General features: G+C 76.7%; 11 protein-coding genes. 4 read left to right on the forward strand and 7 right to left on the reverse strand.

From position 1 onward, the window contains the following. The first annotated feature begins 58 nt into the window (after positions 1–58). Positions 59–679 (forward strand): hypothetical protein, encoded by a 621-nt coding sequence (locus ACI79R_RS00190; RefSeq protein ID WP_456571550.1) that lies wholly within the window; start codon positions 59–61, stop codon positions 677–679. Here the strand turns inward: ACI79R_RS00190 and ACI79R_RS00195 are convergent. The 3 genes from ACI79R_RS00195 to ACI79R_RS00205 all read right to left on the reverse strand — a co-directional run bounded on the left by ACI79R_RS00195 (position 599) and on the right by ACI79R_RS00205 (position 5,272). Next, positions 599–2,176 (reverse strand): dynamin family protein, encoded by a 1,578-nt coding sequence (locus ACI79R_RS00195; protein ID WP_456571551.1) that lies wholly within the window; start codon positions 2,174–2,176, stop codon positions 599–601. The genes ACI79R_RS00190 and ACI79R_RS00195 overlap by 81 nt on opposite strands. Further along, positions 2,173–3,957 carry a dynamin family protein gene (locus tag ACI79R_RS00200; RefSeq protein WP_456571552.1) on the reverse strand — a complete coding sequence of 595 codons (1,785 nt, stop codon included), beginning with the start codon at positions 3,955–3,957 and terminating at the stop codon, positions 2,173–2,175. Before ACI79R_RS00200 ends, ACI79R_RS00195 begins: the two co-directional genes overlap by 4 nt. Positions 3,958–4,045: 88 nt before the next feature. Continuing rightward, on the reverse strand, positions 4,046–5,272 hold the full coding sequence (locus ACI79R_RS00205) for an IniB N-terminal domain-containing protein (RefSeq protein ID WP_456571553.1): 1,227 nt from the start codon (positions 5,270–5,272) through the stop codon (positions 4,046–4,048). A 289-nt stretch (positions 5,273–5,561) separates the two neighbouring features. Here ACI79R_RS00205 and ACI79R_RS00210 point away from each other — a divergent pair, with 289 nt between their 5' ends. Next, positions 5,562–7,448 carry an Hsp70 family protein gene (locus ACI79R_RS00210; protein ID WP_456571554.1) on the forward strand — a complete coding sequence of 629 codons (1,887 nt, stop codon included), beginning with the start codon at positions 5,562–5,564 and terminating at the stop codon, positions 7,446–7,448. After that, positions 7,445–10,024, forward strand: a complete 2,580-nt coding sequence (locus ACI79R_RS00215) for a LuxR C-terminal-related transcriptional regulator (RefSeq protein WP_456571555.1) — start codon at positions 7,445–7,447, stop codon at positions 10,022–10,024. Before ACI79R_RS00210 ends, ACI79R_RS00215 begins: the two co-directional genes overlap by 4 nt. Positions 10,025–10,066: 42 nt before the next feature. Here ACI79R_RS00215 and ACI79R_RS00220 read toward each other — a convergent pair whose 3' ends face one another. Next, positions 10,067–10,318 carry a hypothetical protein gene (locus ACI79R_RS00220; protein ID WP_456571556.1) on the reverse strand — a complete coding sequence of 84 codons (252 nt, stop codon included), beginning with the start codon at positions 10,316–10,318 and terminating at the stop codon, positions 10,067–10,069. Between the two features lie 129 nt (positions 10,319–10,447). Here ACI79R_RS00220 and ACI79R_RS00225 point away from each other — a divergent pair, with 129 nt between their 5' ends. Further along, positions 10,448–11,086: an MBL fold metallo-hydrolase gene (locus ACI79R_RS00225; RefSeq protein WP_456571557.1), complete on the forward strand. Its 639-nt coding sequence runs from the start codon at positions 10,448–10,450 to the stop codon at positions 11,084–11,086. A 30-nt stretch (positions 11,087–11,116) separates the two neighbouring features. On the opposite strand, the gene ACI79R_RS00230 is transcribed toward ACI79R_RS00225, so the two are convergent. The 3 genes from ACI79R_RS00230 to ACI79R_RS00240 form a co-directional block, all read right to left on the reverse strand. Then, a complete protein-coding gene (locus tag ACI79R_RS00230) occupies positions 11,117–11,392 on the reverse strand; it encodes a GlsB/YeaQ/YmgE family stress response membrane protein (protein WP_456571558.1) in 276 nt (91 codons plus the stop codon). A 165-nt stretch (positions 11,393–11,557) separates the two neighbouring features. Next, a complete protein-coding gene (locus ACI79R_RS00235) occupies positions 11,558–12,040 on the reverse strand; it encodes an SRPBCC family protein (protein WP_456571559.1) in 483 nt (160 codons plus the stop codon). After that, entirely contained in the window at positions 12,037–12,780 is a 744-nt protein-coding gene (locus ACI79R_RS00240; RefSeq protein ID WP_456571560.1) for a GntR family transcriptional regulator, read from the reverse strand. The genes ACI79R_RS00235 and ACI79R_RS00240 overlap by 4 nt, the downstream gene beginning before the upstream one ends. Positions 12,781–12,878 lie beyond the last annotated feature (98 nt).

Below are 12,878 nucleotides of genomic sequence, written 5' to 3' on the forward strand. Positions count from 1 at the left end.
CGCGCCGCCGGACCGCCCGCCGGTGCCACGCTCCCCCCACCGTCGACAGGGGGACCTCGTGACCAGCACGACCAACGGACCGACGACGCCCGCCGCCCGGGCCACCGGCGAGCGGAGCCTGCCGCCGCGCCCGCCGCGGGCCACGGGTCCGGCCGCGCCGCCGCCCCGCCCGGACACCGCGAGCGTCCTGGTCGCCCCGGGCGCGGTGATCCCGCCGGAACCCGAGCGGCCACGCGCGATCCGGCTGGCCGTCGCCCTGGGCTGGGCGGCCGCCGCGCTCGGCGCGCTCGGCGTGGTCGCCGCGGTGCTCGACCGGGAGTCGGTGACCGCGGAGCTGACCGCGCTGGCCACCGCGACCGATCCGGACGCCGCGGCCGACGTGGTCGCCGACGGCGTGCGGGCGACGATGGTGCTGGTGCTCGGCGGCACCGTGCTGGTGCTCGGGCTGGTCGCGCTGTGGACGGCGCTCGTGCGGAGCGGGCGCGGCTGGGCGCGGTGGGTGCTGCTGGCCACGGCCCTGCCCACCCTGCTGGTGATCGACATCGCGCAGAGCGTGGTGTCCGGCGGCGCGGAGGCCGACCGCTACGCGCTGATCGGGTCAGCCGGGCTGCTCGTCCTCGCCCTCGTCCCGCTCCTCGCCCGCTCCGCCCGCGCCTGGTTCCGCGCCCCCGCCGGCTGAGCCCTCCCAGTCCCCCTCCAGCTCGGCGACCAGGGCCTCGCAGGACCGCACCACCCCCGCGGCCGCGTCGGCGGCGGACCGCTCGGCCAGCGGGTCCGCCGCCGCCGCGGTCCAGCGCGCCAGGGCCGCCCGGGCGGCCGTGCGCAGCGCCTCCTCCGGGGTGCCGGCGGGCAGGCCGAGCCGCTCGGCGGGCGTGGTGCCCGCGGCGCCGAGCAGCCGGCGGCCCTCCTCCCGCAGCTCCGCCGGCAGCGGCCCGGTACCGGCCCGCTCGCGGGCCAGCAGGTCCAGCTCGTCGAGGTCCAGCGCGGCCAGCCGCAGCCGCTCGGCCCGCTCCGCGAGCTCACCGGCGCCCGCCACGGGCACCTCGGCCAGCACCGACGACACCAGGTGCAGGGCCGCGGCGACGCGCAGCTGGGCGCCGCGGTCGGTGAAGTGGACGGCGAGCAGCCGCTCGAGCTCGGGCACGCCGGAGCGGCGCAGCAGCTCGTCGGCGAGCTCGGCGGCGTCCCCGATCCCGGCCCGCACGAGCATCACCGACAGCCGGATGCCGAACAGGCCCAGCCGGTCGAGCAGCGCCGTCCGCACCTCGACCGACAGCGGCACCGGCGCCTCGGGCCGGGTGAACCGGTCGGCGGTGAGCAGCATCGCCGTGACCGCGGCCGGATCGGCCGTCGCCAGGCTGCGCAGCGCCACCAGGTCGGCGTGCCGCAGGGTGCGCCCGGCCAGGCCGAGCAGGCCGGCCACCGGCAGCACCGCCGACGTGACGGCCCGCACCGTCGGGTCGGCCGACAGCCGCCGGGCCACGGCCTCGGCGGCGTGCAGCGCGTCCAGCCGGCCCGAGCCGGTCTCGTCGGCCCGGCTGAGCACGGTCAGCGTGGTGGGCGCGGCCGCCGTCTCGGCCTGGAAGGCCGACAGGGCGGTGACGTCGGAGGGCTGGAGCTGCCGGGTGAGGAACACGACGGCGTCGGCGCCGGGGAGGCCGTCGCCGGCCTCCAGGAAGGCGCGGGTGCGGTCGCCGGCGTCCGCGGTGAGCGAGGCCAGGCCCGGGGTGTCCACGACGGTGGCCACGGCGAGCGCCGGGGAGGGCCACTCCACCACCAGGTGGTCGACCTCCTCCGGGGCGGCGCCGCCGAGGTCCAGCTGCAGGCCGCCGCCGGCCCGGCGCACCGGCAGCACGCGGGTGCCGCCGTCCCGGCCGTGCAGGACGACCCGGGGGATCCGGCCGTGCCGGTAGACGGTGACCACCCGGGTGCACTCGCCGGCGTCGGTGGGCGCCAGCCGGGCGCCCACCAGGGCGTTGAGCAGGGTGGACTTGCCGGCCTTGACCCGGCCGACCAGGGCGATCCGCAGCGGCTCGGCCAGCCGGTCGCGGGCGGCCTGCAGCCGCGCGGCGGTCTCCGGCCGGTCGTCGCGGTAGGCCTCGACGGCGTCGTCCAGGAGCGCGGCGGCGTCCTCGACGGTCACGCCCGGCCGGGTCACCTGCGCCGGGGCGCTCACGCGGCCACCCGGGCGCCGGGCAGGGCGCGCACGTCGCGGGCCAGCCGGTCGAGCTGGTCGAGCTGGGTGCGCAGCGCCCGGATCCGGGTGTCGCGCTCGGTGGTCGCCGCCTTGCTGGAGCGCTGCGCGGCCTTGACCGCGTCGGCCAGCGACTCCGCCATCTCGTCGACGGTGTCGGTGATCAGGTCGCGCAGCGTCCTCTGCACCGTGCGCAACCGGTCCTTGAGCTGCTTGCCCACCTGGAACACCACCTCGTCGAGGTGCCGCCGGACGACCGCCTTGGCCTCGGCCTGCCGGCGCTGGCGGCGGGCGGTCTTGTCGTCCCGGTAGGCCTTGCGGCCCATGAGCACGCCGGCGGCCAGCGAGAACGGGTTGATGATCGCCAGGCCGGCGAGGCTCGTGACCAGACCGGTCATGAGGACGCCGGTGTAGGAGCCGCGCAGGCCGATGAACAGCCGCTCGCGCAGGGGCAGCCAGCCGCTGTCGAGCGCGGGCAGGTCGACGAGCGTGTCCAGCGCCTCGGCCGCGCTGCCGACGGTGAGCTCGGGCAGCGCGGTGCCGCTGTCGGCCTGGAACTGGCTGATCACCTGGTCGGCGAGGTACTGCGAGCGCTGCTCGGCCCACACGAAGCTGTCGGCGACGGCGTTGCCGATCCGCTGGTCCAGCCACTCGGCGAGCTCGGCCCACACCGGACCGGGGTCCTGGGCGTCGATGGCCTCCTCCGCCTCGCGGGTGACCACCCGCGACCGGTCTCGGAGGTCGTGGTCGATGTCGGACATGAGGTCGGTGACGCCGTCGGCGAGGACGGTCTGCCAGCGCGAGGACCGCCGGCGCAGCTCGTCCAGCGCCACCCGGGCCTGCTCGAGCTCGCGCAGCAGCTCCTCGCGGCCGGCCGGGTCCTCCAGGCTGCGCAGCTCCGCCCGCACGGCGAGCGAGAGGTGCTCGGTCACCGACGCGAGGTCGTGCGCCAGCGACCGCTGGGCCAGCGCGTCGGCCCGGGCCAGCACCTCCTCGCGCAGGTGCACCGACAGCGCCCCGATGCCGGACTCCTCGTAGACCTCGCGGTCGCGCAGCTGCAGGCCGTGCATGGCCAGGGTCGACGACACGGCGAACACCGGCGCGTCCAGGCCCGCGGCGGCCAGGTGGGCCCGGTCCAGCTCGACGATCCGGCGCCAGTGCGGCACGGCGTCGGTCTTGGTGATCACGCACACCACGTTCGGGCAGAGCGCCGCGGCCTGCTGCAGGAACTCCATCTCCGGCCCCGTGAACTCCTGGCTGCCGTCGGACACCATGAGGACGGCGGCGGCGCTGGGGATCAGGTCGATGGTCGTGGCCGCCGCGCTCATGCCCACGCCGCCGACCCCGGCGGTGTCGACGAGCTCCAGGCCGCCGGCCAGCAGCTGGCGGGGCAGCTCCACCTCGGCCTGCACGACGCCGTCCTGCTCGGGCGCGAGCATGCGGGCGGCGACCTGCTCGATGGGCACCGGTACCCGGGTCGGCGTCCCGGAGCCGACCAGCAGGGTGGCCCGCGGCTCCTCACCGGCCCGGACGACGGTCGGGACGGTCGTCGCGACGTCGTCGGCCACCGGGCAGACCGGCGCCCCCACCAGGGCGTTGACCAGCGAGCTCTTGCCCTGCTTGGCCTCGCCCACGACGACCACCCGGACGCTGGGGGCGGCCATCCGCTCCTGCACGCGGGTGAGCCGCCGCTGCAGGTCGGGGCGTTCGCAGACGGTGGCGAGGGTCAGAGCGCGCTGGAGCAGTCCACCCGGTGCGGTCACGGCGGGTTCCTCTCGGGATCGGTCGGGAGACAGGAAGGGACCCGGTCCCGCCCCTTGCGCAGGGGCGGGACCGGGTCAGCAGGGTGGGTCAGGCCAGCGCCGGCTCCTCGACGACGATGACCAGCGGGTCGTCGATCTCGACCTGGTCGCCAGGGCCGGTCTCGACGTCGCTGTGGTCGTTGTCGATGGCGTTGTTGTCGTTGTCGATCACGTTGACGTCGTCGCCGGGGTCCGAGTTGTCGATGTAGGTCGACTCGTCGGTGTAGCTGAACGAGTCGTTGTCCTGGGTGAACGAGTCGTCGCCGTTGTTGGCCACACCGTCGCCGCCGACCACCGCGACGTCGTCGACGGTCACGTCGATGTCGCCGTCGTGGCTGTCACCGATCTGGCCCTCGTCGCTGACCACCGTCTGGTTGCCGTCACCGATGTTCAGGTTGTTGTCCTTGACCACGACGGTCGTGGAGTTGTCGACGATCGAGTCCTCGATCACGGTCGGGTTGTCGCCGACGAGCACGTTGTTGTCCTTGACGATGACGTCGTCGTCGGAGGAGTTGTCGACGACCGAGTCCTCGTTGATCTGCCCGTCCCCGACCACCACGTTGTTGTCCTTGACGACCACGTTCGTGTTGTTCGAGTCCGTGGTGTTGTTCGAGTTCGTGGTGTTGTGCGAGTTGGTGGTGGTGCTGTTGTCCACCGCCACGGGGGCGTTGATGTCGTCGCCGGCCACGACGCCGTCGTCGTTGACGATGCCGCCCTTCTCCACGTCGCCGAAGATCACCGGCGCGTCGTTCTCGAAGAAGATGCCCTGGCGGGCGTCGATCTCGACGTTCACGTAGGTCACGTTGTTGTGGATGTGCTGGATGTTCTGCACGTGGGCGATGACCGTGGTCTCCGTCCCGCCCGGCGCCGGCGCGTGGTGGCCGCCGTGCCCGTGGTGGTGGTCGGGCTTGTCGTCGTCGCAGTCGTCGACGGGCTTGGCCGGCTTGTAGTCGTCGCAGTCGTCGACCGGCTTCACGACGGGCTTGTGGTCGTCGTCGCAGTCGTCGACCGGCTTGACGGGCTTGTAGTCGTCGTCGTCGCAGTGGTCCTTCTGCACCGGCTTCGGGTGGTGGTAGCCGTGGCCACCGCCGTGGTACGGGGACGGCGAGTAGTCCGCCACCATCGGCATCATCGCGTGCACGTCGGCCGGCGACACGTCCGGCAGCCCCGCGTCGGCGAGGGCGCCCTCCGGGTCCTCCGCGAAGGCCTTCGCGGCCTCCTCGTCGCGGAAGAGGCTGAGGATGAAGTCGAGCAACGTGCTCGCGAGAGTCGTCATGGCAGGCACTCCTGGGTCTCGAGCCGTCCACCGCGGCCGGCTGGCGAGGAGGAGTCCACCGGGGACGGACCGGTCCCGGCATCGGGGATCCACCCCCCATTCCGCGGACACGGGTTGGGGGGTGGCCGAGCACGGTGCGTTGGGGGATCCGGGGTGTCGTCCCCCGTTTACCGGCTGTACGCGACTTGGGGACCGTGGACTCGTCACATGTGCATCACTGGCCACTAACTTCCGAGTCCCCAACGGCTCCTATGACCCCGGGGCCGGGGGACCGCGATGAGGGGGACCTGTGCACGACGACGAGTACGGGTTGGGCGTCGACGTCGGCGACGCGACGGTGACCGCTGCGATCTGCCGCGACGGCGAGGACGGGGGAGCGGCCGAGCCGCTCCTGCTCGGACCGGCCGACGCCGGCGGACCGGCCGGCGCGCCGGCGCGCGTGGGGGACCCGGTCCCCCTCTACCGGGACGGCGTCGCGGTCTCCGCCGCCGCCCTGGTCGCCGACGCCGTCCGCCGCGTCCGCGCCGCCGCCGAGGACCAGGAGGGGCGCCCGGACTCCTGGACCGTCGTCACCGTCCCCCCGTCGTGGGGCCCGCACCGGCGGGCCGTGCTGGCCCGGGCGCTCGAGGACGCCGGGGTGCCCCGCTTCTCCCTGGTCTCCTCCGCGCTCGCCGCGACCGCCCACCACCAGGCCACCGGCGACCTCGACGAGGGTGACACCGTCGCCGTCTACGACCTCGGTGCCACCACGCTGGACACCGCCGTCGTGGGGCCGGCCGAGGGCGGGCCCACGCCGGTCGGCACCCCTCCGGCGCCCCTGGCCTGGGCGGGACGGGACGTCGACGACGCCGTCCTCGGCTGGGTGCGCCGCTGCACGCCCGGGCTGTCGGTCGACCCCGGAGCCGCCCGGGCGCTGCGGGAGGCCTGCACCGCCGCCAAGGAGGCGCTGGCCACCGAGACCGTCGCGGAGGTCGACCTCCCGGGATGCGGACCGGTCCGTCTCACCCGCGAGGAGCTCGACGAGCTGGTAGCCGGCCCGGTCGAGGAGACCCTCGCCGTGCTGGCGGAGGCGGTGGCCACCGCCGGGGTGGAGCTCGGCGACCTGGCCGGGATCGTGCTGGCCGGCGGCGCGGTACAGGCGCCGGTGGTCGCCGAGGTGCTGTCCGGCGAGACCGGGCGCCCGCTGCTGGTCGGCGCCGATCCCGCGCGGACGGTCGCCCTGGGCGCCGCCCGGCTCGCCGCGGACGCCCTCGCCGCCGAGCAGGTGGATGCCGCGGCCCCCGCTGCCGTGGCCCTCGACCCCACCACTCCCCCCGCCCCGCGTCCCTCCGGGGCCGCGCCCGCGCGGCGCCGTGCCGCTCCCCCGCGCCCGGCGCGCCGGCGCGGCCGTCGCGCGCCGGCGCTGGTCCGCCCGGGCACCCCGGTGCCGGACAGCGCGCCGCCGACGGTGCGCTCGCGCGTCCTTCGGATCGGCGTGGTCGCCCTGCTCTTCGGTGCGCTCGTCGTCGGGCCGCCCGCGCTCGCCGCCGTCCTCGGCGCCGGCGACACCAGCGCCCCCACCGGCGAGCCGGTCGCCGAGGCCGGCGAGTCCCCTGCGGACGGCGCGCCGGCGCCCGCGCCCGCGCCCGCCCCGGTCGGCATCCTGGCCACGGCGTCCTCCGGCAGCGGCACCGTGCCCGCCGTCGCCGCGCTGGACCGGGGCACCGGCACCCGGCCGGGCACCGCGTCGTCCGCCGCGGCGGGCGGTCCGGCCGCGCGCCCCGCCGGCACGACCGCGGCTGCCCAGGCCGCCGGCACGACCGCCCCGACGACCGCCCCGACGACGGATGCGGCGACCTCCGCGCCGGCGCTCGGTGCCGCCACGGAGCCGGGCACCACGGCCCCGCCGCTCCCGCAGACCCCGGCCGGCCAGCCCCCGGTCACCCAGCCCCCCACCACCGACCCCCCGGTCACCCAGCCGCCGGTGACGCAGCCCCCCACCACGCAGCCGCCGGCCACCCAGCCCCCCGTGACCCAGCCCCCGGCCACCCAGCCGCCGGTCACCGAACCGCCGGCGACCGAGCCGCCACCGGCCCCCGAGCCGGAGCCGGAACCGGAACCGGAACCGGAGCCGGCACCGCAGACGACGACCCCCGCGGCCGACACCACCCCCGACCCCGCCACGGAGACGGCGTGAACAGCGACATCTGCGCGATGGGCACGATGCTCGCCGCAGGGCCGGCCGGTGACCTGCGCTCGGAGATCGCCGCGGGCACCCGGCGGGGCGCCGGTCCGGTGGCCGTCCAGGGGCCCGGCGGCACGGGGAAGACGCTGCTCCTGGGCGAGCTGGCCACCGCCTACAGCCGGGCGGGGCTGCCCGTCCTGGAGCTCGCCGAGGCGGCCGCGGCCCCGGCGACGGCGGAGTTCGCCGTGCTGGTGGACGACGCCCACCGGCTCTCGGCCGACGACGCCGGCCGGGTGCACGCCCTGCTGGACCACCCGGGCGCGCGGGTGGCCCTGGCGTACCGCCCCTGGCCGCGGCCGACCGCGGTGACCCGGCTGGTCGAGGGGATGGGCAACCGGCGCCGCTCGGTGGTGCTCGGCCACGTCGACCGCGCGCTGGTGCGCAGCTGGGCCGCCCAGCGGCTCGGTGACGCCGCGACCCCGGCGCTGGTCGACGAGGTGTACACGCAGAGCGGTGGGCTCCCGGCGCTGGTGCACCCGCTGCTCGCCTCCGCCCGCCGCCGCGAGGCCGGGAGCCGGCTGACCGTCCCCACCGAGGTGCTCGAGCGGCTGAGCGCCGAGCTGGCCGCCTGCTCCGACGACACCCGGGCGCTGCTGCACGCCGTCGCCGCCGGCGCACCGCTGGACGACGAGGTGCTCGACGAGCTGCTGGAGGTGCCGGCCGGCCACGCCGCCGACCTGGTCGGCCAGGCCCGCTCCACCGGCCTGCTGCTGGGCAGCGGAGCGGTCGTGCCGCTGGTGCAGCGGGTGCTGCTGGCCGCCACCCCGGCCGACCTGACCCGCCGGGTGCGACGCCGCTTGCTCGGTCTGCTGCTGGAGCGGGGCGAGGAGCCGGTGGACCTGGCACGCACGCTGGCCGCCGAGCACGTCCGGGATCCCCGCGCCGCGGCGCTGCTGGAGCGGCACGGCGACGCCGCGCTGGCCGCCGACCCGGCGCTGGCCGCCGAGCTCCTGGGCGCCGCGGCGTCCACCGGTGCCCCGGTGGCCTGCCTGTCCGCCCGCCGGGCGCAGGCCGCGGCGCTGGCCGGCGACCTCGACGGTGCCCTGCAGTGGGCCGACGCCGCGCTGGCCGACGAGCGCACGCCCGACCGTGGCCGCGCCGCCGGGGTCACCGCCGCGGTGCTCGCCCAGCGCGGGCTGCTCGGCCGGGCCGCCGACCTCTACCGGGTGGCCGGGCGGGAGCGGGCGGGGTCGGCGGCCCTGGCCCTGCTGGCCACCGGCTCCCCGCAGGAGGCCGAGGCGGTGCTCGACGAGGCCCGGCAGGCTCCGGCGCGGGGCGCGTCGACCATGCTCGCGGTGAGCGAGGAGCTGATGGCCCAGGGGGTGCGGCAGTCGCTGCACACCGGACCGCACGCCCCCGCCGACGTCACCGCCGCGCTGTCCACGCTCACGCGGGCCGCCGCGGTGCTCGAGCCGGTGGGCCGCACGGCGCTGCTGCCCGACACCCCCTCGGCGGTGGCCGCACTGGTCGCCCTGCACTGCGGGGAGCTGGGCGTGGCCGAGTCGGTGCTGCAGCGGGCGGTGGCCGCCGACCTGGGCGGGGTGCCGTGCCGGCCCCGGCACCTGCTGCTGCTGGCCTGGATCGCGATGCTGGCCGGGCGCATGGGGCGGGCGCGGGAGTACATGGCCGAGGCGCAGCAGGCCCTCGACCACGGCCTGGAGCCGCGGGACGAGCTGTTCCTCCGTGCGCTGGAGGTGGGCATCGCCCGGCGGCAGAGCGACACCCCGGAGCTGCTGCGGGTATGGGGGCCGGCGCGGGAGGCGGTGGTCCGCTACCCGGTCGACCTGTTCACGCTGCTGCCCCTGGGGGAGCTGGTCGTGGCCGCCGCCCGGCTGGAGGACGGCGACCGGCTGGCACCGCACGTGGCCGAGGCCCAGGCGCTGCTGGCCCGGCTGGGCGAGCCGCAGCTGTGGGCGACGCCGCTGCACTGGAACGCCGCGCAGGCGGCGATCCTGACCGACGACCCGGCGGCGCTGCGGCCGCACGCGGCGGCGCTGGTGGCCGCCTCGCGCACCAGCCCGTACGCCGCCGTCCTGGCCGGCGCGGGGCGGGTCTGGCTGCGCGTGCTCAGCGGATCGGTGGACCCCGACGACGTCGTGGCCTCCGCCGAGCAGCTCACCGAGGTCGGCCTGGCCTGGGACGGATCACGGCTGGCCGGGCAGGCGGCGATGCGCACCGCGGACCCGCGGGCCCGCGCGACCCTGCTGGCCTGCGCGCGCGCCCTCGCGGGTGACGCCGGGGGCACGGCCGAGCCCGAGCCGCCGGCGCGGGGCACGGCGGCGCCCGCGCGCGGCACGGCGGCACCCGCCGAGCGCGCGACGGCACCGGCCGGGCAGCTCAGCGAGCGGGAACGGGAGGTGGCCCGGCTCGTGGTGGCCGGGCAGACCTACCGGGAGATCGGCACGACGCTGTTCATCTCCGCCAAGACCGTGGAGCACCACGTCTCGCGGATGCGCCAGCGGCTGGGTGCCGGCACGCGGTCGGACCTGCTGGCCCGGCTGCGGGCGGAGCTGGCGCAGGGCGCCTGACGACGGCCGCGGGAGCACCGCAGCGGGGAACGAGGGCCCGGGCTAGCGGGCGAGGGTGGTGCAGGCGGGGCAGACGTCGCCGGCGGACGGCACCGGCCAGGGCTGCTCGGCGGTGACGCGGGCCAGCGACCCGCAGACGGTGAGCTCGCAGGCACCGTCCAGCTCCGCCGGCGGGCGGTGCAGCTCGACGGCGTGCCACAGGGCGGCCGTCGGGCCGTGCGCGCGGCTGCGGGCCGCGGTGTAGGTGGTGCCCGGGGCGGTGGCCTGGGGGGCGGTGACCGTCGGTGCGCTCATGGGGACAAGGTCGACCCGCGAGGCCGCCGGGGTTACGGGTGCGCGGCCCCTCCTCCCCCTTCCGGGGGACCCCGGCCATCCCCGCGGGCGGCGGAGCAGGAAGCCGGGGCCCGGGGCAGGATGCGAGGCATGGAGCTGACCAAGCACGGCCACGCCTGCGTCGTCGTGGCCGACGGGGACCGCCGACTCGTGCTCGACCCGGGGGCCTTCACCGACCCCGGGGTGCTGCAGGGCGCGAGCGCGGTGCTCATCACGCACGAGCACGTCGACCACTTCGTGCCCGGGCCGCTGCGGGCGGCGATGGACGCCGACCCGGCGCTCGAGGTGTGGACCAACGGCTCGGTGGCCGCCCAGCTCGAGGGGCTGGGCGGGCGGGTGCACGTGGTCGGCGACGGGGACGCGGTGAGCGTGGCCGGCTTCGACGTCACGGTCCACGGGGAGCTGCACGCGGAGATCCACCCCGACATCCCCCGGATCCCGAACGTCGGGTTCCTGATCGGGGGAACGGTGTTCCACCCCGGCGACGCGCTGACCGTGCCGGGCGAGCCGGTGTCGACGCTGCTCCTGCCGGTGCACGCGCCGTGGTCGAAGCTGTCCGAGGTGATCGACTACGTGCGCGCGGTCGACGCCGACCAGGCGTTCGCGGTGCACGACGGGCTGCTCAACGACACCGGGCTGGGCATCGTGGCCGGGCTGCTCGGCGAGAAGGGCCCGGGGACCCCCACGCCCTACAGCCGGCTGACGCCGGGGGACGCCGTCGAGCTCTGAGGCCCGGCCGCGTCCCCCGGCGTCCGGGGGTCAGTGGCGGACGGCGCGGTGGCCGCGACCGGCCACACCGGCGTACAGACCGACCAGCAGGATCGCCGCGACCAGGGCGAGGAGGAAGCCACCGACGTTGAGCTCGGTGATCTCGCCGATGCCCAGCCATTGGGCGATCAGGCCGCCGATGATGGCGCCGACGACACCGAGGACCAGCGTCATCACGATGCTGATGTTCTGCTTGCCCGGGAGGATGAGCCGGGCGAGAGCGCCGATGATGAGGCCGACCACGATCAGACCGATGATCTGGAACACAGCGTTCTCCTTCGTCAGGTCGACGGGGGCCCGGTCCGGCGGGAGCCGGGGGCACCGCGTCGGGTGCACCGTCGGCGCCCTCACCCCCGCTCGGGCGCCTGGTGGACGGTCACTACCCGTGTCGGCCCTCGGTGATGCACCGGGTCGCCCGACCAGGGGAACCGGTCAGCCCTGGTCGAGCTGGGCGAGGTGCTCGGGGAGCTTGTCGAGCTCGCCGTCGACCATGCGCTGGACCAGCCGCTTCATGCTCCCGCGCTGCAACCGGGCGATCAGCCGCGGCGACGTGCGCGGCTGCTGGGTGACGGTGACGGTCACCCGTGTGCCGCCGTCGTCGTCGGCGAGGTCGACGCGCGTCGTCCACACCTCGGGGGTGAGGTCCAGGCGCGTGGTCACGCTCCGGCGTGGCTGCCACTCCGTGATCTCGCCCTGCGGCGCCCCCGCGGGCGGCGTCCCGTCCAGCCGGCCGGGGACGCAGACGAAGCGGGTGCCGCGACCCGGCGCCCGGCCGCCCTCGACGACGTAGGAGACGTCGCAGACCGCGCAGTACGGCGCGAGCACGGCCAGGGCCTGCCACACCCGGGCGCGCGGCTCGGCGACCACCCGGCTGCCGGTCGCCGTGGTGCCCTCCGGGAGCGCGCCGGCGGTCACTGGCCGCCGCCCACGGAGACCTCGAACTCCACCTGGCTGACGTCCGGGCGCAGCCGGGAGAAGCTGTGCACCAGCGGCCGGCCACCGGTGTCGCGCACCGTCGTGCGGACGACGAGCAGCGGGGAGCCGGCGACCACGTCGAGCAGCTCGGCCTCGTCGGCGCCGGCCGTGCCGACGTCGACGACGATCCGGGCGTGCGCCAGGTCGGCGGCGTACTCGCGGCGGAGGAAGTCGTACAGCGAGCCGGAGCTGAAGTCCGCCTCCGCGGCCCGCGGGTACCGGTCGGCCGGCAGGAAGCTGTGCGCCACGTGGTTGGGGACGCCGTCCACGCTGCGCAGCCGGACCAGCTCGACGACGTCGGAGGCGACCTCCACGCCGAGCTCGGTGGCCACGGGCACCGGCGCCGGCCCGACCCGCTGGCTGAGCACGGTGACCCCGACCTGGGCCCCCTGCTCGGACATCACCGAGCTCCAGCCGGCAATCCGGTGCACGAAGCTCTCGCGGTACTCGTGCCGGATCGCCGGCCGGGTGACGTAGGTGCCCCGGCCCTGCTCCCGCACGAGGTGCCCGTCGGCGACCAGCCCGTCGACCGCCCGCCGCAGGGTGATCCGGCTGACGCCGTACTCGGCGCAGAGCACCGGCTCGGGCGGCAGGAGCGTGTGCTCCGGGAGGGCGGAGACGCGGCGGCGCAGGTGCTCCCGGACCGACAGGTACTTCGGTCCCGACACGGCGCTGCTCACCACCCGAAGGTACTGGACAGGTAGACGTCTCGACGTCATGTCGTCTCACCGGTCGGTTGGCGGGTGCAACCCCGGGGGAGGTCCGCCTGCCACCTGAC

The organism is Blastococcus sp. SYSU D00820 (genome assembly GCF_054050695.1).